Origin of the sequence: Streptomyces sp. NPDC053560 (genome assembly GCF_044544605.1) — a bacterium.
GTDB lineage: Bacteria > Actinomycetota > Actinomycetes > Streptomycetales > Streptomycetaceae > Streptomyces.
The window spans coordinates 214,299-234,500 of record NZ_JBITXI010000013.1; the positions used below are offsets into that span (position 1 = coordinate 214,299).

At 68.8% G+C, this 20,202-nt stretch carries 21 protein-coding genes; 8 read left to right on the forward strand and 13 right to left on the reverse strand.

Annotated features, from left to right (window positions below):
- Positions 1-367 precede the first annotated feature (367 nt).
- Complete coding sequence (locus ACIGQF_RS29385) at positions 368-916, reverse strand: AsnC family protein (protein ID WP_399716254.1); 549 nt, start codon at positions 914-916, stop codon at positions 368-370.
- Between ACIGQF_RS29385 and ACIGQF_RS29390 the strand changes: the two genes are divergently transcribed.
- Positions 815-1,978, forward strand: coding sequence for an alpha-hydroxy-acid oxidizing protein (locus tag ACIGQF_RS29390; protein ID WP_399716257.1), 1,164 nt, complete (start codon positions 815-817; stop codon positions 1,976-1,978). The two genes, ACIGQF_RS29385 and ACIGQF_RS29390, sit on opposite strands and share 102 nt — an antisense overlap.
- A gap of 110 nt (positions 1,979-2,088) precedes the next feature.
- Here ACIGQF_RS29390 and ACIGQF_RS29395 read toward each other — a convergent pair whose 3' ends face one another.
- Positions 2,089-2,742 carry a TOPRIM nucleotidyl transferase/hydrolase domain-containing protein gene (locus tag ACIGQF_RS29395; RefSeq protein ID WP_399716259.1) on the reverse strand — a complete coding sequence of 218 codons (654 nt, stop codon included), beginning with the start codon at positions 2,740-2,742 and terminating at the stop codon, positions 2,089-2,091.
- A gap of 490 nt (positions 2,743-3,232) precedes the next feature.
- Between ACIGQF_RS29395 and ACIGQF_RS29400 the strand changes: the two genes are divergently transcribed.
- Positions 3,233-3,502 (forward strand): hypothetical protein, encoded by a 270-nt coding sequence (locus ACIGQF_RS29400; RefSeq protein ID WP_399716261.1) that lies wholly within the window; start codon positions 3,233-3,235, stop codon positions 3,500-3,502.
- A gap of 367 nt (positions 3,503-3,869) precedes the next feature.
- A complete protein-coding gene (locus ACIGQF_RS29405) occupies positions 3,870-4,802 on the forward strand; it encodes a mechanosensitive ion channel family protein (RefSeq protein ID WP_399716265.1) in 933 nt (310 codons plus the stop codon).
- A gap of 34 nt (positions 4,803-4,836) precedes the next feature.
- Here ACIGQF_RS29405 and ACIGQF_RS29410 read toward each other — a convergent pair whose 3' ends face one another.
- Entirely contained in the window at positions 4,837-5,469 is a 633-nt protein-coding gene (locus tag ACIGQF_RS29410; protein WP_399716268.1) for a GNAT family N-acetyltransferase, read from the reverse strand.
- Positions 5,470-5,839: 370 nt separating this feature from the next.
- Here ACIGQF_RS29410 and ACIGQF_RS29415 point away from each other — a divergent pair, with 370 nt between their 5' ends.
- On the forward strand, positions 5,840-6,385 hold the full coding sequence (locus ACIGQF_RS29415) for an AAA family ATPase (protein ID WP_399716270.1): 546 nt from the start codon (positions 5,840-5,842) through the stop codon (positions 6,383-6,385).
- A gap of 22 nt (positions 6,386-6,407) precedes the next feature.
- On the opposite strand, the gene ACIGQF_RS29420 is transcribed toward ACIGQF_RS29415, so the two are convergent.
- Entirely contained in the window at positions 6,408-6,857 is a 450-nt protein-coding gene (locus ACIGQF_RS29420) for a nuclear transport factor 2 family protein (RefSeq protein WP_399716273.1), read from the reverse strand.
- Positions 6,858-7,000: 143 nt separating this feature from the next.
- Positions 7,001-7,966, reverse strand: a complete 966-nt coding sequence (locus tag ACIGQF_RS29425) for a PhzF family phenazine biosynthesis isomerase (RefSeq protein ID WP_399716276.1) — start codon at positions 7,964-7,966, stop codon at positions 7,001-7,003.
- Positions 7,967-8,075: 109 nt separating this feature from the next.
- Here ACIGQF_RS29425 and ACIGQF_RS29430 point away from each other — a divergent pair, with 109 nt between their 5' ends.
- Both ACIGQF_RS29430 and ACIGQF_RS29435 read left to right on the forward strand, forming a co-directional pair.
- Positions 8,076-8,963 carry a LysR family transcriptional regulator gene (locus ACIGQF_RS29430; protein ID WP_399716279.1) on the forward strand — a complete coding sequence of 296 codons (888 nt, stop codon included), beginning with the start codon at positions 8,076-8,078 and terminating at the stop codon, positions 8,961-8,963.
- 61 nt (positions 8,964-9,024) lie between these two features.
- Positions 9,025-9,414 (forward strand): RidA family protein, encoded by a 390-nt coding sequence (locus ACIGQF_RS29435; RefSeq protein WP_399716282.1) that lies wholly within the window; start codon positions 9,025-9,027, stop codon positions 9,412-9,414.
- 392 nt (positions 9,415-9,806) lie between these two features.
- Here ACIGQF_RS29435 and ACIGQF_RS29440 read toward each other — a convergent pair whose 3' ends face one another.
- Both ACIGQF_RS29440 and ACIGQF_RS29445 read right to left on the reverse strand, forming a co-directional pair.
- A complete protein-coding gene (locus ACIGQF_RS29440) occupies positions 9,807-10,181 on the reverse strand; it encodes a hypothetical protein (RefSeq protein WP_399716284.1) in 375 nt (124 codons plus the stop codon).
- A 235-nt stretch (positions 10,182-10,416) separates the two neighbouring features.
- Positions 10,417-10,803 (reverse strand): hypothetical protein, encoded by a 387-nt coding sequence (locus ACIGQF_RS29445; RefSeq protein WP_399716286.1) that lies wholly within the window; start codon positions 10,801-10,803, stop codon positions 10,417-10,419.
- A gap of 105 nt (positions 10,804-10,908) precedes the next feature.
- Here ACIGQF_RS29445 and ACIGQF_RS29450 point away from each other — a divergent pair, with 105 nt between their 5' ends.
- Together ACIGQF_RS29450 and ACIGQF_RS29455 are read left to right on the forward strand one after the other, a co-directional pair.
- On the forward strand, positions 10,909-11,751 hold the full coding sequence (locus tag ACIGQF_RS29450; RefSeq protein WP_399716289.1) for an alpha/beta fold hydrolase: 843 nt from the start codon (positions 10,909-10,911) through the stop codon (positions 11,749-11,751).
- 23 nt (positions 11,752-11,774) lie between these two features.
- Positions 11,775-12,563 carry a MerR family transcriptional regulator gene (locus ACIGQF_RS29455; RefSeq protein ID WP_399716291.1) on the forward strand — a complete coding sequence of 263 codons (789 nt, stop codon included), beginning with the start codon at positions 11,775-11,777 and terminating at the stop codon, positions 12,561-12,563.
- A gap of 92 nt (positions 12,564-12,655) precedes the next feature.
- Here ACIGQF_RS29455 and ACIGQF_RS29460 read toward each other — a convergent pair whose 3' ends face one another.
- The 6 genes from ACIGQF_RS29460 to ACIGQF_RS29485 form a co-directional block, all read right to left on the reverse strand.
- Positions 12,656-15,883 carry an alpha-L-rhamnosidase gene (locus ACIGQF_RS29460; RefSeq protein ID WP_399716294.1) on the reverse strand — a complete coding sequence of 1,076 codons (3,228 nt, stop codon included), beginning with the start codon at positions 15,881-15,883 and terminating at the stop codon, positions 12,656-12,658.
- Positions 15,884-16,096: 213 nt separating this feature from the next.
- Entirely contained in the window at positions 16,097-17,245 is a 1,149-nt protein-coding gene (locus ACIGQF_RS29465) for an RNA polymerase sigma factor (RefSeq protein WP_399716523.1), read from the reverse strand.
- Between the two features lie 101 nt (positions 17,246-17,346).
- Positions 17,347-17,754, reverse strand: a complete 408-nt coding sequence (locus tag ACIGQF_RS29470; protein WP_399716296.1) for a YciI family protein — start codon at positions 17,752-17,754, stop codon at positions 17,347-17,349.
- A gap of 226 nt (positions 17,755-17,980) precedes the next feature.
- Positions 17,981-19,198, reverse strand: a complete 1,218-nt coding sequence (locus ACIGQF_RS29475) for a cytochrome P450 (protein ID WP_399716298.1) — start codon at positions 19,196-19,198, stop codon at positions 17,981-17,983.
- 2 nt (positions 19,199-19,200) lie between these two features.
- Positions 19,201-19,968, reverse strand: a complete 768-nt coding sequence (locus ACIGQF_RS29480) for an FkbM family methyltransferase (protein WP_399716526.1) — start codon at positions 19,966-19,968, stop codon at positions 19,201-19,203.
- 12 nt (positions 19,969-19,980) lie between these two features.
- Positions 19,981-20,193: an MbtH family protein gene (locus ACIGQF_RS29485; RefSeq protein ID WP_399716301.1), complete on the reverse strand. Its 213-nt coding sequence runs from the start codon at positions 20,191-20,193 to the stop codon at positions 19,981-19,983.
- Positions 20,194-20,202 lie beyond the last annotated feature (9 nt).

Here is a 20,202-nt window from a genome sequence, read left to right on the forward strand (position 1 = left end):
TCAAACCTCCTCTTTTTGGCCGACAGTCATTGTCGGACGTCTGGAGATTAAACGCGTTCTATCGAGCCGAGCAACCGGAAGTTTACATTCCCGAGTGTGATGTGGATCACAGTAGGGATATTGTTGAAGTAAGATCTAATTGCGATAGTAAAAAACGCGCGTTTGGTGAAACGCTTCTGGGAAAGTAAAGCAGTTATAAAGCCGCTGGTCACCTCCGGGCTGTGGGTGCGCTCCGATGTGACACGGCCAAGTCGGTGGGGAACGGGAACTCGCGTTGCAGGCACCGCAGTTCGCGAGGGTGACGGGAGAGGGCGCCGGGGTGGCGAGGGCAGCGCCCGGGTTGTGGGGACCGCTGACTGCGGCGCAGTTACGGATTTCCGGCAGGCGAATCAGCGCATGGCCGACCGCGGGCAGGTCGGGGGCGGGACCTTGGCCCAGAGGGTGATGGCGACGGGCCAGCCGCCGAGGGGGCGGGCGAAGTCACAGCGGAACCGCAGGACGTGAACATGCGGGGGCCGGGGGAGAGCCCGCCCCAGGCCATACCTCGCTGGCCATGGCGGTTGAGGCGGCGAGCGACGGTGACCGGGTCCACCCCGAGGGCGCGGCCGAGTTCGGTCCATGAGGCTCTTGGCCGCAGTTGCAGAGCGTGGATCAGTGCAAGGTCGTCCTCGCTCAGCGGAGTCGCATCTTCCCGCATCAGTATCGAGCTCCAGGCGAGAATCCTGCGTCTTACCTCTTCCTGGTGGCCAGTCTTGCACTGTGGGGTACAAGGGTTCGCATGTGGCGGGCGAGGGAGCAGGAGGGCGGACGGATCATGGCGTATGCCGACTACCAGAACGAGATCTACTTCCACGGGCTGCACGGGGTGGTGCCGCGGCTGCCGATGACCTACGCCGAGCTGGAGCCGCTGGCCCATGCCGCGATGCCCCCGTCCGTGCGGTCCTATGTAGCCGGCGGCGCCGGGGACGAGCACACTCAGCGGGCCAACGCCACCGCCTTCGAGCAGTGGGGACTCGTCCCGCGCATGCTGGTCGGCGCGAGTGAAAGAGACCTGTCCGTCGACCTGTTCGGGATGCGCCTGCCCTCGCCGCTGTTCATGGCACCGGTGGGCGTCATCGGACTGTGCGCTCAGGACGGCCACGGCGACCTCGCCACCGCGCGTGCCGCGGCCCGAACCGGCGTGCCGATGGTCGCCTCCACCCTGACCGTCGACCCGATGGAGCAGGTGGCCGCCGAGTTCGACGACACTCCCGGCTTCTTCCAGCTCTACACACCGACCGACCGGGAGCTGGCCGAGAGCTTGGTCAACCGGGCCGAGGCCGCCGGCTTCAAGGGCATCGTCGTCACCCTCGACACCTGGATCACCGGCTGGCGCCCCCGTGACCTGGCCGTCAGCAACTTCCCCCAGCTGCGCGGACACTGTCTGACCAACTACACCAGCGACCCGGTCTTCCGTTCGCGCCTGGCCAAGTCGCCCGAGGACGACCCGGCTGCCGCGGTGATGCACTGGGCGAAGATCTTCGGCAACCCTCTTACCTGGGACGACCTGCCCTGGCTGCGGTCGATCACCAACCTGCCGCTGATCCTCAAGGGCATCTGCCACCCCGACGACGCCCGCCGTGCGAAGGACGCGGGCGTGGACGGAATCTACTGCTCCAATCACGGCGGCCGGCAGGCCAACGGTGGACTGCCGGCGCTGCACTGCCTGCCCGGCGTGGCCGAGGCCGCCGGGGACCTGCCCGTACTCTTCGATTCCGGTATCCGCACCGGTGCCGACGTCATCAAGGCCCTCGCCCTGGGCGCGGCCGCGGTGGGAATCGGCCGCCCGTACGCCTACGGCCTGGCCCTCGACGGTGCCGACGGCATCGTCCACGTACTGCGCGCCCTGCTCGCCGAGGCCGACCTCCTCATGGCCGTCGATGGGTACCCGACCTTGGCGGACCTTACGGTGGACGCCTTGCGGCGGATTGGGGGCTGAGAACTCCGCAGGTGGGGCCTGGATACAGGTGGAGGCCTGGAATTCAGGAGGAGGCCTGGCATCAGAAGGGGGCCCGACGTCCTCTGCGGCCGTCGGCCGTCGGCCCTCGGTCACAGGCTCGTGAGGAGATCGTCGAGTGGGGCCGGCACCTGGCCGGGGTCGAGGGCTTCGACGAGGAGGCGGCCATAGCGGATCTTGCGGCCCTTCTTCGTACCGAGGAAGCGGCGCAATTGCTGCTGCCGGGGACGGCCGTGCTGCGCGGGCTGGTGCAGAAAGGTCTGCCAGGCGCGGTGGTCGTTCTCCGCCTGGACGATCTCCTCGACTCTTGCTGTGCCCAGCGCGCGGATGAGCTCGTCCTCCAGGTCCTTCACGCACACGAAGATGTGCCCGTGCGGTGCTGGTGCTGCCTGACCTGGCTGACCTGCCTGAGCTCGCTGAGTCCGCTCCAGAGCGCGGTCGTAGAAGCGCTGCTCGTTCTCGTCGCACAGCCCAACCAGGCGCAGGTCGAGGCCGGTTGGCCCGAGGAGTTCGGCGTAGCGGCCGACGCTCATCGCCCCGCCCATCGGTACGACGCACACCCCCTCGGCGTCCAGGTCCCGGCCGCGCCGTTCGGCCAGCGCCCCGACGGCCGCGACATCACTCGGGCCTTCCAGCAGTACGGCCGTCCGCACTCCCAGTTGCACCGCCAGATCACTCGCCGGCCCACCGGGACCGCCGGCCGCCCAACCAGTAACCGCGTCCCGGAACGCTCGCATATCCGCCATGGGACGAGTCTGCCCCTCGGCCGACGGCACGGCACCGGAATATCCGCCGACCCCACTTGTACGTACCCGACGCCCGTGCCGCCCGGCCGCCACCGTCGTCACGACCCGCTGAGGGGCGACGGTACGCAGCACAGGAACACCTATTTGCGCGCAGCGTGGACCAGTCCGTTCCCTTTGTGCCGTTCCGGCGCCGCATCTGACGCCTTAGCAACGATGTGAGCACTCCGTTGCCCTGTGCCGAGCGAACTGCCTACCTTCCGTGGGGAATCCCTTCACCGGATGGTGCGGAAATCGCACTGTCGGACTGTGGCTACGGGGGTACCACATGAAGCAATCGACGCGCACGAAGCAACCGACACGTATGAAGCGACTGACACGCACCGTGCTGCTGACAGGAGCGGTAACGGCCCTGGTGCTGGGCAATGCCGGGCTCGGCGCGGCCCGGTCGGCCGCGCCGAAAGCCCCTGTGACGTGCGGAGAAGGTACGGACGTGACCACCGTGTACCCACCCGGCTGGAATGAGGACGGGAGTGGGAACGTCTCCGGCATCAGCTGGCGCACCGGCGACGGCTCACAGATGGTCATCGTCTCGATCTACCGCGTCGTGGCGTGGGGCCCGGATGAGGAGATCACTCGCGTCACCGGCCGCAACGACGGGGCCCGCCTGCAGCCGACCGTCAAATCGCCCGCACACGGCAAGTACTACACCGAGTCGAGCCGCCCGTGGGGCGACTGCGCAAGCCAGGTGGTCGACATCTGACGGAAAGGCGTGCGGCGGAGTGACGCGGGGCGTCCGGCGGGGGAGGGGGCCGGCCGCCCCGACGTCATCCGGCACGGCGTGCGGCCCCCGAGCGCGTGACGCATGGCCGACCCCGTGCAGGGCGCGAGTGCCCACTGCTGCCGGAATCAGATGCACCCGAGCGGGTGATTTGCCGCGACTGTCGCACAACGCTCGCTGATTCAGTAGGACTACGTGCCCATTCGATGATCATGCTTGCCTGTCAGTGGGTAGGCGGCGCCACGACCCATGTCCTCAAGAAACGGAGTCCGCAGTGCCGACGCCCCACCCACCTGCTCAGTCAGCCCTGGATGCAGGTACGACTCTGGCCGCCCCGTGGTCCGGCTGGATGCAAGAACACACCGCAGACCTGGTCGGAATACCGCTGCGCATCGCACTGATCATTCTTGTCCTCGCGCTGATTCGCTGGGTGGCCAGGCGGGCCATTTCCCGGGTCGTGCAGCACGTGCTGGAGCCGGCCGCCGAGGAATCCAGTTCCAGGCCGTCGCGGTCGTCGGGGCGCGGCCCTCTGGTCCTGCACCGTGACCGCTCCCGCGCTCCGCAACGGCGCGAGCAGCGGGCCCGCACCATCGGCGCGGTGCTCAGCAGCGCTGTCACCATCATCCTGGCTCTGCTCGGCGTCGCCATGGTCCTCGACCAGGTGGGCATCGCGCTCGGCCCGCTGCTGGCCAGTGCCGGCGTAGTCGGTCTGGCGATCGGCTTCGGTGCGCAGAGCCTGGTCGCCGACTACCTGTCCGGCCTCCTGATCATGATCGAGGACCAGTACGGCGTCGGCGACTCGGTCGATCTCGGTGAGGCCATCGGAGAGGTGGAACACATCGGTCTGCGGCTGACGCACGTACGGGACCTCAACGGCGGCCTCTGGCACATCCGCAACGGCGAGATCCTCCGCGTCCGGAACGACAGCCAGGACTGGGCACGTGCCGTGCTGGACGTCCCCGTTGCCTACGAAGCCAACCTTGACGTCGTCTACCGGGTCCTTGAGGACACCGCGCAGGCCATGCGCCAGGACGAGGCCTTCACCGACCTTCTGCTCGAGGACCCCTCCGTGTGGGGCGTCCAGTCGCTGGACGCTGACGGTGTCGTCGTACGGCTCGCCGTGAAGACGGTTCCCTTGCAGCAGTGGGCAGTCACCCGCGAGCTGCGCCGTCGGGTCAAGAAGGCCCTCGACGAGGCCGGGATCGACATCCACTTCCCGCAGCGCACCATCCGACTGCTCACGGACGATGCGGACAACGGCGCCCTGCCGTCGCAGCGTTGACCGTCGACCGTCCGGTCATCCTCGCCGCAGTTCCTCACAGCTGCGGCGATCGCTGCTCGTCGGACCGGTCCTCGCACGGGCGAGAAGCCGGTCCTCCGGGCTGCCGTGGGCCCATCGCGGGCGTTGTCCACACGCCGAACCACTGCTCGGCGCCGTACTCCTCGAACCGTTCAGTCTCGGTGAACCCCAGCTTCGCCGCGAGGCGCATCGCGCGGTCGTTGGCGGTCTGGGTGCAGAGCACCACCGGCTCGCCAGGACGCGCGTCGGCGAACCACTCCAGCGCCGCTGCGCACGCCTCGGCGGCGTACCCACGCCCCCACGCCTCGGGCAGGAACATGTAACCGAGTTCGGTCTCCCGTGCATCAGGGCGAACGCGACCCGGACGCCCTGCGTCGCGCCGATCGAGCGTGACCATGCCGATCATCGCGCGCGGGCGACGCCGTCCGGCGAGGTCGACCACGAAAAGACCGGGACGTCGCCCGGGGACCTCGGGCGCCGCGCGTTCGAGCTCATCACGCGGTCGAGGGCCGCCGATGTAGGTGCCCACCTCCGGCGAGGCGAACAGCTCGATGAACGCCGAACGGTCCCTGGCCTCGGACTCGCGAAGCACGAGCCGTTCGGTCCGTATCGGGGCAGGCGGCCAGGCGACGAACCCGAGTTCAGTCATGGCGGGCAAACTACCGCACGCTGCGGCGATGTCGGGTCGCGCGCAGCGCCTGGGAATGCCTGCTCGCCTGACGCAACGCATGGCTGTGACGCGTTCGGGCAGGGGAGAGGGCGGAGATCGAGACGCGAGGGGTGAGGTCATGAACCTGGGTAACGGGCAGTGGGTGAGGACTCGGAGGCCCGAGGACGCCGAGAATTTCCTGGCGGAAAAGCGCATGGAGCAAGAGCGGGTCGGCAGGGTCGGCGTGGGCAGTGTTGTCCTCGGGGTTCTGGCGGTGGTGGCGCTCGTGGCTTGGGGCGTTTGGGCCTTTGTGAGTTGACCTGCGGCCGAGCGGTTTCCGCGACCGTCGGTGTCAGCGGGGGCCGGTACCGTGATCGGCGTGACGGTAGGCACTGAGGAAACCCGGCTCGTGTTTCTGCGTGGCAACAGCGCATCGGGCAAGTCGTCGGTCGCGGCCGGCCTCCGAGAGGAGTTCGGACGCGGTTTGGCCCTGGTCGCGCAGGACAACCTCCGCCGTGTCGTCCTGCGCGAGCGCGACCGGCCGGGAGCGGCGAACGTCGGCCTGATCGACCTGACGGCCCGCTACGCCCTGGACGCCGGGTACCACGTTGTCGTCGAGGGCATCCTGTACGCCGACCACTACGGCGACATGCTCGCCCAGCTGCGTGCGGACCATCGCGGCCCGACCCACGGCTTCTATCTGGACGTGCCTTTCGAGGAGACGCTGGCGCGGCACCACACCAAGCCGCCGATGAGCAAGTTCGGCGAAGCGGAGCTGCGTGACTGGTACCGGCCGCTCGACCTCCTGCCCGGTGGCATCGAAACCGTCATCGACGCCGACAGCACCCTCCACGAGACCGTCGGCCGCATCATGCTCGATACCGGCCTGGCCCACCTCCCTGCGCTGGATCGCTGACATCGAGCGTCGGTGCCGGGAGTCAGCCTGTCACTGCCGGGATGGCGCAGGCGTCGGCGATCGCGCGTGTGTCCCAGTAGAACGGGCGGACCTCGGTGATCTGTCCTTCCTTGACCTTGATGGTTTGAAGGATCGGGAAGCTGAGTTCACGGCCGGTGGCGCGGGCGCGAGCGTGTACCTGTGTGAGTACGACCGCAGTCTCACCGGTGGCAAGAAACTCTTGTTCCACCATGTCGAATGACTCCCACACCGTCCCCATCGTGCGGAAGAACTGCCGCATGCCGCTGTGGCCACGCCACGTACCGCCATACGGCAGGCCGTCCGCCTGGTGCAGCTCGACGTTGGGTGCGAAGTAGGGCGCGAGCAGGTCGAAAGAGGCCTTGTCGGGGCCTCCGGCGGCCAGGTACTGCGCCTCAGCCGCGTACATGTGGGTAAGGACGGTCACTGACTCGGTGCTGGAGGAGATCGTCATGCCGTCAGCGTGCTCGGTGAGAGGCGAGCGTGCTGGCAGCAATCGGACCTCGTTGTTCGCACCTCGATGTTCGGACCTTGTTGTTCAGACCTCGTTGTGCGGGCCTCGTTGTGCGGGCCTCGTTGTATGGGGGTGTTGGGTGATCACCGCTGACCTGGGCGACTCCCCGCGGGAATCGCAGTAGTGGGGACCGGTACGGCGTAGCCCGATACGCGTACCCGGGCGTCGTCCGGGGCCACGTCGACGGTGAGGTCGCTGGGGCGTCCCATGTCCTCACCCTGGCGGATGGTGATCGCATCGGCTGTGGGCGCCAGGCCGAGCGTACGCAGGTAGCCACCGAACGCGGCGGCCGCCGCTCCCGTGGCGGGGTCTTCGGGGACGCCGCCGATGGGGAACGGGTCACGCGCGTGGAAGTGGCTGTCGCTCTCGCGCCAGACCAGGTGCACCGTCGTCCAGCCGTAGGCCCGCATCACCTCTGCGAGCGCTTCGAAGTCGTAGTCGAGGTCGGCCAGCCGGGCTCGCGAGCCGGTGGCGAGGATGAGGTGCTCGTTACCGGCGAAGGCGACGTGCGGCGGCAGTGCCGGGTCGAGGTCGGCTGTGTCCCACCGCAGAGCCGAGAGTGTGGCGTCCACCTCGGCGGCCCGCGCTGGACGGGAACGGGTGGGGACGCTGGTGAGCGTTGCCCGTACGGCACCGTCGCTGTCGGCCACGGTGGCCACGCCGATTTCGCCGGCCGGGGTGTCGAAGGACAGGTCACCGGGGCCTATGCGTCCGGCGAGAGCCACCGCCGTGGCAACGGTGGCGTGCCCGCAGAACGCGACCTCGGCGAGAGGGCTGAAGTAGCGCAGCGTGAACCGGCGCCGCTGGTCGTCCCGGGAGGTGACGAATGCGGTCTCGGAGTACCCGACCTCGGCGGCGATCGCCAGCATCTGTTCCTCACGGAGCGAGGCGGCGTCGAGGACAACGCCGGCCGGGTTCCCGCCGTCCGGGTGGGAGGTGAAAGCCGTGTAGCGCAGGACAGCGGCATCGGTGGTGACGTCGATAGTGACATCGGTAGCTACACCGGTAGCTACATCGGTCGCGGAGGTCGTGCCTTCAGGGTGAGTCATGGCTTCAGGAGCAGTCATGGCTCCATGCTCCCGCCCGGGAGGCATTAATACCAACGATAGTTATGGATCGAACCGATCGTGTTCTTCGATGGCTTGCTAGCCTCCGGGCATGGACACTCGACTGCTGCAGACCTTCACCGCGCTCGCCAGGACGGGGAGTTTCACGGGGGTCGCTGCTGAGCTGCAGCTCGCGCAGTCCACGGTCACAGCGCAGATCAAGGCTCTGGAGAAAGCGCTGGGGGCCCGGCTCTTCGACCGATTTGCCAGAGGCGCGCTGCTTACCGACGCCGGGCGGCGGTTGCTCACTCTGGCCGAAGAGGTCCTGGAGGCCGAGGCGCGTCTGCTCGCGGCCGCCGCTGAGGACGGGCCGGTCACCGGGACGGTGGTGGTGGGCGCGGGGGAGACCCTGTGCTCGGCCCATCTGCCGAGTGTGATTGCGGCGCTGCGCAGCTCCCACCCGGACGTGGAGGTGCACCTGCAGCCGTGCAGCACGGCGTCCGCCGTGGAAGGACTGCGGGCAGGACGGCTGGACTGTGCTCTCCTGCTGGAGGACCAGGTCGGCCACCCGGATCTCACGGCCGAGCGCATCGCCGGCCAGCCCCTGGCCCTGCTGTGCGCCCCGAGCCATCCCCTCGCCGGCCGCGAACGGCCCGTTTCCTGGCAGGAATTGGCACAGGAGAGCTTCTTCCTCCACGAGCAGGGCTGTTCCTACAGCGACTGGCTTGCGCAACGTCTATTGGCGGTCCCCGGCACCCAGCCCCGTCTGACGCGATTCGGCAGCATCGAAGCGGCTCGCGCCTGCGTTGCGGCCGGGCTGGGGCTGACCGTTCTCCCGCGCGCCAATGTGGCCGAGTCGCTACGCGATGGCTGCCTCACCGCAGTACACGGCCCCGCTCTTCCTGACGTTTCCGTGCACCTGGCGCGCCATCGCCGCCGCCACCCCTCCCGCGCGACGCGCGCCGTCGCAGCCCAGGTCGTACGTCATTTCCGTGGGTAGGGGGTATCCGTGTGCGGTGCCTGGGGCACGTGGAGCACTTTGGGCACTTAGCATTCGGTGCATGACAGAGCGACGTGCGGTTCTCAGCGGATCGACCTTTGAGGAACAGATCGGGTACGCCCGTGCCGTGGTCGACGGCGAGTGGGTGCATGTGTCCGGGACGACCGGCTTCGACTACGCCACCATGACCATCTCCGACGATGTGGTGGAGCAGGCCGAGCAGTGCCTGCGCAATATCGAGGCCGCGCTCACCGAGGCAGGGTGCAGTTTCGCCGACGTGGTGAGGGTGCGCTATCTGCTGCCCGACCGTGAGGAATTCGAGCCTTGCTGGCCGGTGCTGCGCCGCTGCTTCGGTGATGTGCGGCCGGCTGCCACGATGCTGGTGTGCGGGCTCGCCGACCCCCGCATGAAGATCGAGATCGAGGTGTACGCGCGGCGGGCCACTGCATGACAGCCGCGCCCGATGAGGCAGAGAATTCCTCAGAACTCCCTGTAACTCCCTAGTTACCTTCGTCTGGCTCGGGATGGTGCTGGCGATCTCGTTCCTGGGTCGGTGTGCCGACCGCCGTGGCTGTGCTCCTGCTGGCAGCGCAGCCAGTGGTGATCCGTCCCGTTCTCAATCGGCGGCCCGACCGGGTGCTCGCGGGAGATACACTCCCGTGCTCCCGCGCCCACCTCTTCTATGTGGCCGCCGAAGTAACCAAGACTGTGGCCCTGTTCGTCCTTGGGATCAGTGCCTTGGCGGCGGCGGTCTGAGGTCCCTGGAACGGCGACGCTCGGGCCGGTCCGGGAAGGGATCGGCCCGAGCGCACGTCCTTGCGCGTCAGCGTCAGGCGCTTGCGGTTACGGTCGGACGAGAAGAATCGAGTTGATCGGTGTCAGGTCCTTGTCCACGTAGTACCCGGGCTGGATGAAGCCCTGGCAGTCCCCCGTTCCGTTGTAGCCAGTGCAGGTGCGGGCCGTCGCGCCGCCCGTCTGGTTGTTCAGGACGTAGTGCTGACCGACCTGGTTGCTGAGGTTGTGGGCCCCGTAGCTGTAGAAGACCAGCGACGGGCGGTCGTTGTTCCACCCGGCGTTCTGCGGATAGACGCAGACGGCCCCCGAGGGGCAGCCGCGCAGGCTGCCCGCTGCCGGGGCGGCGTTGGCGGTGGACATCCCGACCGTGGCAAGAGCACCCACTGCGAAGGTCAGAGCAGCGGCCTTGACGATCTTTCGCATGTTTCCCCCTGGTTCTCCCCTGACGCGATGTGCCGCGCCGCCCCGTTGGGACGACGCGACAACTGCGTCTCTGTCGCAACAAGAATGCTGCATGACATACCGCGCCTACAACGCTTACTCGACCTTTAGTGAAAGTGGGGGTATAGCGGTGTGACTACTGGTATAAGCGGGATCGGCGGTGGGGGTGGCCGCCGGTCAGGCGGTCAGGCGGAGGTGTGGGACAGGCCGCGGTGTGTCAGGCGCGGCGGCGGAAGGCCTTGCGCACGAAGCGGACGAGCAGCCAGATCAGCAGCGCCACGACCACGATGAAGAGGATCAGGAGCACGATCAGGAAGATGCCGAGCTTCTTGAAGAACCCGCGCTTCTTCTTCGTCGGCTTCTCCTTGCTCACCGACACCTTGTGGACCGTCTTGGTCGTGGGGCGGTGGACGATGGAGCCCGAGTGCTTGTGGACGTGCGAGCCATAGGGCGAGGAGGCTTCGGCGATGGTGTGCGCGGTGCTCACCGACTGCCTTTGAGCGGTGGGCTGTTGCGCGGCTATCGCCGTTGTGGGCGCGGCCAGCAGCAGCGTCGTGCCGAGCAGTGCGCTCAGGATGGCGGTCAGCCAGCGGCTGGGTGTCATGTGGGCTCCCAAAGAGGTGCATCGGTGCGGTGGTGATCACCTCATTATCCCGATCCGCTGGAGTGGTTGACCTTGACGCAGGGGCAACCTCGCAGGGTGGCCGGTATGACGATGACGAAGGACAACGACGCGACCGCCGTTGCCGGTCGGCGCTCTACCGTTCGCCACGATGGCGTCACGATCCCGGTCACTCGCGGTGGGCGGGGACGCCCGTTGGTGCTGTGTCCTGGGCTGAACTCGACACAGTCCGACCTGCATGAGTTGGTTACGCTCCTTCGGCGGGAGCACGACGTGGTGACCTTCGACCTCAGAGGGCACGGTCTCGCTTCGACCGCCGACCGGTACTCGTTCGACGCGTTCCTCAGCGATCTCATTGCTGTGATGGCGGAGGTCGACCTGCCCGCGGCGCCTGTGCTCGTGGGGTACTCACTGGGCGCGGACCTGGCTGTGCACTACGCCGCCGAGTTTCCCGAAGCCGTCGCCGGGCTTGTCCTCATCGACGGGGCGAATCCACTGCCCGAACCGTTCCTCACCGACATCGACCTGCCGGAATTCCGCGCCATGGCGGAGGACAGGCATGGCCCTCAGATGCGGCTCACCGCAACAGACATCCTCCGCCTCAATCTGGAGATCGATGTGGTGCGTTCCGCCCTCCTGGATCAGTACCGGGGGATCAACCACCCCATCAGCATGATCATGTCGACTGCCATTGCGGGCGACAGCAGCGAGGGCCGTGCACCACGGCACAACCGGCTCTGGCGGGCCGGCATCGAGCGGCTTCTCCGCGAGCGTCCGTGCACCTCCGCGTTCTGGCTCGACGCCGACCACCGGCTGGTCTTCACTCACGCCCCGGAGATCGCGGCACTGATCAAGGAACGGACCGTGGAACTCATGCGGAGTACAGACCGGAGCACACGCCGCCCAGCCGACCAGCCAGCCTCTTCCTGAGCCGCTCCTGGGACACTGGAGCGATGCTGACCATCGGCGAGCTGGCGTCGTACGCCGGAGTGACGGTACGCGCGGTGCGGCACTACCACGCCAAAGGGCTGCTGCCGGAGCCGGAGCGGGATCACTCCGGCTACCGGAGGTACGACGGACGTGCCGTGGTCGAGCTTGTCAAGATCAGGACTCTGGCAGAGGCCGGGGTCCCGTTGGCGCGCGTACGGGAGCTGCTGCAGGCCGGCGAGGGGGAGTTCGCCGCGGCGGTCGCGGACATCGACAGGCGGTTGAGGGAGGAGATCCGCGAGCGGCAGCGGTATCGGAAGCGGGTCGCCCGCCTCGCGGCCGGGGACAATCTGGTGCTGCCTCCGGAGGTCGTCGAGTATCTCGACCTGCTGCGTGTGCTCGGGGTCGACGAGCGGATCGTCCAGGTCGAGCGCGACGGCTGGATCCCGCTGGCCGCGCACTCGTCCGAGCGAGTACCGGAGTGGGTGGCACGCAAGCGGGAGCAGATCGCCGACCCGCGGCTCGTCGGCTTCTACCTCACTCTGGGGCAGGCACTCGACAGTACTGACAATGACCCGCAGCTGGTCGGGCTGGCCGACAAACTGGCCGCCTACGTCACGGAGGTGGCCGACGAACGGGGCGAGGGGTACGTCGACGACGCTGACATCGAGGCTCCGCTCGTCGAGCTGATGGACACCCTGGCGTTCGACACCGTGCCACCGGCCCGCCGACTGATCGAGCTGCTGGCAGAACGCGGTTGGACCGGCTGGACCAGGCTGGGGCGAGTGGGGCCGGGGAGAAACCGGCGGGGGTAGGTGCGGTGGGCTGTCGGTGGGAGCGGGAGTGGTGGCTGTGGGGCGCGGCCCGGTGCGGCGCCCCATAGAGTGCTCCCGTGCAGAGGCCAGGGTCAGGACGTGACGAAGCGATGGGTGCCGGACCCGGCCCGGAACACCGCGCGGTCCTCCGCCATCCGGAGGAAGCGGGTGCCGTCGTGGGTCACGTCCTCGGCACGGGCCGCGGGGACCCACACCTCCGCTGTGGTGTTGACCGGTACGGAGACGGTGAGTGTGAAGCGGCCCGTGCCGTCGAGCGTCCAGCGCGTCCGCACCGGACCGTACGGTCCGTCGAAGCGCGCACTGACGGTGCGTACGCCGCCACCTGGGCGCGGGCGCACCACGACGGTGCGGAAGCCCGGCTCACCCGCCGTGATGCCGGCGAGGTTCTGGTACATCCACTCGCCCACGCAGCCATAGGCGTAGTGGTTGAAGGAGTTCATGCCGACGTCCTGGAAGCTGCCGTCCGGCTCGATGGAGTCCCAGCGCTCCCACATGGTGGTGGCGCCCTTGTCGATCTGATAGCCCCAGGAGGGGAAGGTCCGCTGGTGCAGCAGCCGGTGGGCGACGTCCGCATGGCCGGCCTCGGTGAGCGCGGGCAGCAGCCGTGGCGTACCGAGAAAGCCGGTGGACAGGTGTTCCTTCCGGGCCTCGATCAGTTCCACGAGCCGGGCGGCCGCGGCGCGCCGGGCGGCCGCCGACGGCAGCAGGCTCATGGACAGCGCCAGGACGTACGCGGTCTGGGTGTCGCCCTTGATTCTGGTGCCGTCCGACACATAGGCGTCGTTGAACACCTGCCGGATGCGGGTCAGGAGTGTGTCGTACGGCCCGCTGTCCTTCCCCAGTACCTTCGCGATGCGTGCGACGAGGTCGGTGGCATGGGCGAAGTACGCGGTGCCGATGACGTCCTTCGGTGTCTCGTCGTCGACGTTCAGCCAGTCGCCGTAGCCCTCGGCCGGGCGCAGCAGGCCGTTGCTGTGTGCCTCCAGGTAGGAGATCCACTTCTGCATCGCGGGCCAGTTCTCCGCCAGCACTCCCTCGTCGCCGTAGGCCTGGTACAGCGCCCACGGCACGGTGACCCCGGCGTCTCCCCAGCCCGCGACGCCCGAGCCGACCGGACCGACGAGCGGCGCGACGTCGGGGAAGGCCCCGTCCTCGCTCTGCCCATCACGCAGATCGCGCAGCCACTTGGTGAGGAAGCGGGCGGAGTCCATGGTGTAGGCGGCGGTGGGCGCGAAGACGTTGATGTCGCCGGACCAGCCGAGCCGCTCGTCCCGGGCCGGGGTGTCGGTCGGCACGGCGAGGAAGTTGCCGCGCTGTCCCCAAGTGATGTTGCTGTGCAGCTGGTTGAGCATGGCGTCGTCGGTGGAGAAGTCGAGGGTGAAGGGCACCGCGGTGTGGAGCACCCGCCCGACGACGGCATCCTTCGGCGGCGTGCCGGGGTACCCCGTCACCTCGACGTACCGGAAGCCGTGGAACGTGAAGCGCGGCTCGTAGCTCTCCTCGCCGGCGCCCTTGAGTGTGTAGGTGTCGACCGGGCGTGCCGTGCGGAAGTTGGCGACGTAGAGCGCACCGTCCTGGTCGAGGACTTCGCCGTGCCGCACGGTGATCTTCCGGCCCGCCTCGCCGCCGCGGACGGTGAGCCGTACGACGCCGACCATGTTCTGCCCGAGGTCGTAGAGGAAGACGCCGGGACGTTGCTCGGTGACCTTCACCGGCTCGACCTCCCGCATCATGCGGGTCGGCGCCTCGGTCGTTGCTACGACCGTGGCGGTGATCTCCTGTTGTGCCGTGGCGGCCCGCCAGCCCGAGTCGTCGAAGCCGGGGGCCGTCCAGCCGGGCGTCTCGGCGCGCGCGTCGTACTGCTCGCCCATCATCAGGTCGGCCGTCACCAGTGGCCCGGCGGCGGCCCGCCACTGTTCGTCGGTCGTGATCCGGTCGGTGCTGCCGTCCGTGTACCGGACCTCCAGCTGGGCCAGGAGCGCCGGGTGTGCGCCGTATGTGTCCTGCCCGAACCAGCCGACATTGCCCGCGTACCAGCCGGTGGCGAGGGTGACGCCGAGCGCGTTGTCGCCGCGCCGCACCGCGTCGGTGACGTCGTACGCCTGGTAGGGAACGCGCTTCTTGTAGTCCGTCCAGCCGGGGGCGAGGCGGTCCTCGCCGACGCGCTCGCCGTTGAGGTGCGCCTCGTAGAGCCCGAGCGCGGTTACGTAGAGCCGGGCACTGGCCACCCGCTTGCGGGCGAGCGAGAAGGACCGGCGCAACTGGGCCGGTGACTGCTCGGCCCGTACCTTGCCCCACGGATCCGCGCCCCAGGCGGCGACGGTGCGGGCGGGCTGCCAGCCGCTGTCGTCCGCTCCCGGCTCCTGCCAGCCGTCACCGGGCTTCCGGTCGGTGCTCAGCCAGCCGTCGCCCGTGGTGTGGCGGGTGGTGCCGGCGTCCGTGGTGATCTCCAGCACGGCGATCAGCCCCGCCGGGCTCGCGTCGATGTTCTCCGCACTCACGGCGAGGGTGTTGGTGCCGGCGCGGAGGTCGTGGGTGAGGTCGAGGAGGGCGGGCCGGCTCCAGCTCTTCTGCACGTCGAGCGCGCCGCGGTGGGTGAGTTCGGTGCCGTTCACGTACGTGGTGAAACCATTGTCGGCGGTGATGACGAGCCGCGCCCGGCGCACCCCGCCGGGAATCTCGACGGAACGCCGGAACCAGCGGGTGCCCGCGGGGGCATTGCCGCCCGGCGCTTCCTCGGGGAACCAGATCCAGGAGGCGCCCTCCAGGGACGGAGCCGCGACGAGCGCGGCGGGTGCCGCGATCCAGTCCCCGTGCCATTGCTCACTGCCCGTCAAACCGGTCTCCCACCACGTGGGTTCGCTCCATGCCGAAGGCCGGCCCGCGCCGTCCCACACCCGTACCGACCAGTGGTACCGGGTGCCGGGCTGCGGCGTGGGCCCGTCGAAGGGCACGAGCAGAGACTGCCGCGAGGCGCGCCGCCCGCTGTCCCACACATCGGGGTCGGCCAGCCGTGCCGGGCTGGTGGCGACCCGTATCTGATAGGCGTGCTGCACCTGGTCGGGAGCGGAGGCGCCGAGCTGCCAGCTGAACCGCGGGCGCGGTGTGTCCAGCCCCATCGGCCGGTCGGCGTACTCCGTCGTGGTGGACTCCACACGCAACACACCACCACCGCCGCTGTGTTCGCCCTCCCCGCCACGGTCACTGACTGCAACGGCGGTGGGCGCGGAGAGCGAGAGCGCGGCGCTGGACGCACCGGTAGCGGCTGCGGTGGCGAGCAGATGACGGCGGCTGATCATGTGCACCTCCAGAGGGGGATGGCGGCCGTGGCCACCCCGGGAGAGTAAAACGATTCAAGTCGCGCGCCAGGAAGGTAGAGCCGAGCGCTGCTCGACGTCAAGGGATGTTTCCACTTGAGCTCTGGAGATCCGTACGCGAGCCGGCTGCCGAATTGAAAAGATTCAATCATGAGCTCGTCTTGACCCGAGTGTGCGCGGACTCGCGTGCACCCCTCAGGAGCTCCGATGCGAGTTGAGGCGGGCGGCCCGGAGCGTCAGGTGGTTGCGTTCGGCGAGGTTGGGGGCCTTGTGGGCTGCTTCGGCGTACAGGTGGGCTGCTGTTGCCAGGTCGCCGTTGCGTTCGTGGAGGTAGGCCGCTACCGCGGTGTGGCGGGGGAGGGTGTCGTCGTTCAGGGCCGCGAGGGCTGCCAGGCCGGCGCGGGGGCCGTCGGCCTCGCCCACGGCGACCGCGCGGTTGAGGCGGACGACGGGGCTGTCGGTCAGCCGCGTGAGCTCGTCGTACCACTCGACGATCTGCACCCAGTCGGTCTCCTCGGCGGTGGGCGCGTCGGCGTGGAGCGCCGCGATGGCGGCCTGGGCCTGGAACTCGCCCAGCCGGTCGCGGGCGAGCGCGGCCTGGAGGATGCCGATGCCCTCGGCGATCGATGTGGTGTCCCAGCGGCTGCGGTCCTGCTCGGCGAGCGGTACCAGGCTGCCGTCGGGCGCGGTCCGGGTGGCGCGCCGGGCGTGGTGGAGCAGCATGAGGGCGAGCAGTCCCGCCACCTCGGGGTGGTCGATCGCGGCTGCGAGCTGCCGGGCGAGGCGGATGGCCTCGGCGGCGAGGTCGACGTCGCCGGAGTAGCCCTCGTTGAAGACGAGGTAGAGGGTGCGGAGGACGGTCGCGACATCGCCAGGGCGGTCGAAGTGGACACCGGAGACGGTGCGTTTGGCGCGGCTGATGCGCTGCGCCATGGTCGCCTCGGGCACCAGGTAGGCCTGGGCGATCTGGCGGGTGGTGAGCCCGCCGACGGCGCGGAGTGTGAGCGCGACGGCGGAGGACGGTGTCAGTGACGGGTGGGCGCACAGGAAGTAGAGCTGGAGTGTGTCGTCCACCGAGACCGCAGGGCCTGGCGGCGGCTCCTCGTCGACGAGATCCTCGCGCCGGCGGCGGGCGGTGTCCGCCCGGGTCGCGTCGAGGAACTTGCGCCAGGCCACGGTGATCAGCCAGCCCTTCGCATCGCGCGGAGGGCCGGTGGGCCACACGCGGACCGCCTCGACCAGCGCGTCCTGCACGGCGTCCTCGGCCGCCGCGAAGTCGGCTCCGCGGCGGACGAGGACGGTGAGGACGCTCGGCGTGAGGCTCCTGAGCAGGACCTCGTCCAGCTGAGAGTCCTGAGAGGAGTCCTGAGCAGAGCCCTGAGGAGAGTCCTGAGGAGACTCCTGAGAGAAGTCCTGAGGAGACAGCTGATCAGACACCTGAGGGGTTACTCCGTGATGGTGGGCGGCGCGGTCAGGAACGGGCGCACCTCCAGCCACTCGTGGATCGGCTTGCCGCCCGCGCCGGGGGCGGCCGACAGCTCCCCGGCCAGCTCGACGGCGCGCTCGTAGCTGTCGACGTCGATGATCATCCAGCCGGCGATGAGGTCCTTGGTCTCCGCGAACGGTCCGTCGGTGACCGGCGGGCGCCCTTCGCCGTCGTAGCGGACCCATGCGCCCTCGGGGGCGAGCGCCTGCCCGTCGACGAACTCGCCGGTCTTCTCCAGCCGGGCCGCGAAGTCGTCCATGTACTGCACATGCGCCGAGATCTCCTCCGGGCTCCACTGGTCCATCGGCACGTCGTTGACCGGAGCCGGGGCGCCGCGGTAGTGCTTCAGCAGCAGATACTTGGCCATGATGCTTCTCCTAGGTGCTGGGTGCGACCCATTGTGGTCGCGTTCACCTCGGGGACGGAGCCGGTCACGCGTTCTCGACATCGTGTCGTCCGAATTCCAAAAAATTCGGGGGTGAAGGTGGGGGCGGAGCGGGGAAGCCGCTCTCCCGCGTGGCGTCGGGCCGCCTCGTGCCTGGGGCCCGCTCGTGCGGGGCCCAGGCAGGCCGGGTCAACGTGGGGAGACCCTGTCAGCGCAGGGAGACCGGGAGGCGTTCGATGCCCCACATGAAGTTCGAGCGCTGGCGCTCCACGGGGCCGACGAGTTCCAGGTGGGTCACCTTCTCGGCGAGCACTTCGAGCAGCACCTTCAGCTCGGCGCGGGCGAGCGGTGCGCCGAGGCAGAAGTGCGGGCCGATGCCGAAGGTCAGGTGGCGGTTCGGGGTACGGCCCAGGTCGAAGCGGTCCGGGTCGGGGAATGCCGTCTCGTCCCGGTTGACGGACGAGTTCCAGATGGCGACGGCCTGCCCGGCACGCACCTGCTGCCCGCCGACCTCGACGTCCTTCTTGGCGACCCGGACGACGTGCAGGGCCGGGCTGGTGTACCGCAGGATCTCGTCGACGGCCGTGTCGATGGCGACCGAGCCCTCGCGCAGCCGCTGCCACTGGTCGGGGTTCTCGATGAGTGCCAGGAGCCCGGCCGCCGAGGCGTGGCGGGTGGTCTCGTTCGCGCCGGTCAGCAGCCCGTCGCAGTTGAGGAGTACCTCTTCGTCGGTCAAGGAGCGGCCGCCCAGATCGCCCTGGATGAGGGCGCTGACCACGTCGTCACCGGGGTTGCGTCGCCGTTCCTCCACCAGCTCGGTGTAGTAGAGGAAGATCTCCGAGTGGGCCTCGGTCTTCTCCAGGGCGCTCACCGGGCACTTTCCGTCGCCGCCCACCGAGGCGCCGAAGGCCGTGCTGGTGAGGTCGATCATCATCGCGCGCTCCGCCTGCGGCACGTTCATGATGTCGCAGATGATCGCCGCCGGCAGCACCGCGGCGACCTCGCTGACGAAGTCCACGGTGTCCTTGCCCAGCGCCTGCTCCACCAGCGGTTCGATGATCCGGCGCATGGACGCCTCCAGGCCGGAAACGACCTTCGGCAGGAACGCCGAGTTCATCAGCTGGCGCAGCCGCGGGTGGGTCGGCGGATCCGTGACGATCAGCTGTTTCCCTGCCGCGGCCTGCACCGCCGCCGGATCCGAGTCGATGCGCATGCCGCGCTCGGAGGTGAAGGCGTCGGTGTTGCGGTAGACCTCCAGCGCGGGCCGGTACGACATGACGGCCCAGAAGCCGGGGCCCGGCGGGTGGTTGTTCCAGAAGACGGGCGTCGTGGCGCGCAGCCGCGCCCACAGCGCCACCGGGTCCCCGCCCTCGTACAGGGCCGGGTCCGCCACATCGACGGTGGTCGGATCGAGTGTGTCCGGCACCCTCATCCCGCCTCACCAGCCTTTCGTACGGCGAAGACCTCGTAGATCTCCGTTTCGGCGAGCAGTGCGTCCTGTTCCACGGCCACACCGAACCCGTGCTTCTCAAGCAGCGAGGTGAAGGCCTTCAACGTGCCGTCCAGGTCGTGGACCTCGGCGACGACCTGCCGGACCTTCGGCCAGTCCGCCTCGCCCAGCCCGCGCAACACCTCCAGCTCGCTCTTCTCCACATCCACCTTCAGCAGGTCGATCGAGGTCACTCCGCGCTCCGCGATCACCTCCGACAGGGTGCGCACCGGGCACTCGATCTCCAGTACCTCGTGGCGGCCCGCCAGCATGTCCTCCACATCCTCCTCGTCGAAGCCGCTGCGCAGCAGGAAGGACCTGGTCAGGGCGGCTTCCGACGCGGCGTCCGCGTGGAAGCCGGACATCACGGTGGAGTCGGGGTAGTACGTCAGCCGGCCCGTGCCGGAGTAATCGGACAGCGCACACCTCGTCGCCGTCCCCTGGATGCCGTGCGTCTGCAGGTTGGTGCTCAGCGCGGTGTAGGGGATGGGTGCCGGCTCGAAGCAGTGGAACGTCAGGCCCGCACACTCCGTGTGGAAGAACAGCGCCGACATGCCGATGTTGGCGCCGACGTCGAACACCGTGCCCCCCGGCGACAGTGTGATCCCGTGCTGCATGTAGCAGCGCTCGGCGAAGATGTCCCGGTAGAGCAGGGCCGTCTCGCCCGAGCTGATGTGGGACACCATGAGCCCGTTGGGCAGGTTCATCTGCTGCACGCGCTAGGCCGCCGATCCGTCCGCGAGGGCCTGCCGCAGGCTCAGCGGGCGCATGTCGGTCCAGTGCTCGTCTACGTAAGCGACGCACTCCTCCTCGGTGCCGCTGAAGCCGGCCGGATGCCAGCCACCGGGGGTGGGGAGCTCGGCCGGGAACAGGCCGTACTGTTCCTCGGCGTTGATCAGGACGGTCCAGCGCTCGGGGCCGTTGTCGCTCATGTTCGGTTC

Coding starts and splice junctions, on each gene's coding strand:
- ACIGQF_RS29470 (WP_399716296.1), bottom strand. CDS start 17,754: ATGGCCAAGTATCTGCTGCTGAAGCACTACCGCGGCGCCCCGGCTCCG.
- ACIGQF_RS29455 (WP_399716291.1), top strand. CDS start 11,775: ATGCTGACCATCGGCGAGCTGGCGTCGTACGCCGGAGTGACGGTACGC.
- ACIGQF_RS29390 (WP_399716257.1), top strand. CDS start 815: ATGGCGTATGCCGACTACCAGAACGAGATCTACTTCCACGGGCTGCAC.
- ACIGQF_RS29430 (WP_399716279.1), top strand. CDS start 8,076: ATGGACACTCGACTGCTGCAGACCTTCACCGCGCTCGCCAGGACGGGG.
- ACIGQF_RS29460 (WP_399716294.1), bottom strand. CDS start 15,883: ATGATCAGCCGCCGTCATCTGCTCGCCACCGCAGCCGCTACCGGTGCG.
- ACIGQF_RS29425 (WP_399716276.1), bottom strand. CDS start 7,966: ATGACTCACCCTGAAGGCACGACCTCCGCGACCGATGTAGCTACCGGT.
- ACIGQF_RS29405 (WP_399716265.1), top strand. CDS start 3,870: ATGCAAGAACACACCGCAGACCTGGTCGGAATACCGCTGCGCATCGCA.
- ACIGQF_RS29395 (WP_399716259.1), bottom strand. CDS start 2,742: ATGGCGGATATGCGAGCGTTCCGGGACGCGGTTACTGGTTGGGCGGCC.
- ACIGQF_RS29450 (WP_399716289.1), top strand. CDS start 10,909: ATGACGATGACGAAGGACAACGACGCGACCGCCGTTGCCGGTCGGCGC.
- ACIGQF_RS29420 (WP_399716273.1), bottom strand. CDS start 6,857: ATGACGATCTCCTCCAGCACCGAGTCAGTGACCGTCCTTACCCACATG.
- ACIGQF_RS29435 (WP_399716282.1), top strand. CDS start 9,025: ATGACAGAGCGACGTGCGGTTCTCAGCGGATCGACCTTTGAGGAACAG.
- ACIGQF_RS29440 (WP_399716284.1), bottom strand. CDS start 10,181: ATGCGAAAGATCGTCAAGGCCGCTGCTCTGACCTTCGCAGTGGGTGCT.
- ACIGQF_RS29385 (WP_399716254.1), bottom strand. CDS start 916: ATGGGCCAGCGGCTCCAGCTCGGCGTAGGTCATCGGCAGCCGCGGCAC.
- ACIGQF_RS29480 (WP_399716526.1), bottom strand. CDS start 19,968: ATGAACCTGCCCAACGGGCTCATGGTGTCCCACATCAGCTCGGGCGAG.
- ACIGQF_RS29445 (WP_399716286.1), bottom strand. CDS start 10,803: ATGACACCCAGCCGCTGGCTGACCGCCATCCTGAGCGCACTGCTCGGC.
- ACIGQF_RS29410 (WP_399716268.1), bottom strand. CDS start 5,469: ATGACTGAACTCGGGTTCGTCGCCTGGCCGCCTGCCCCGATACGGACC.
- ACIGQF_RS29485 (WP_399716301.1), bottom strand. CDS start 20,193: ATGAGCGACAACGGCCCCGAGCGCTGGACCGTCCTGATCAACGCCGAG.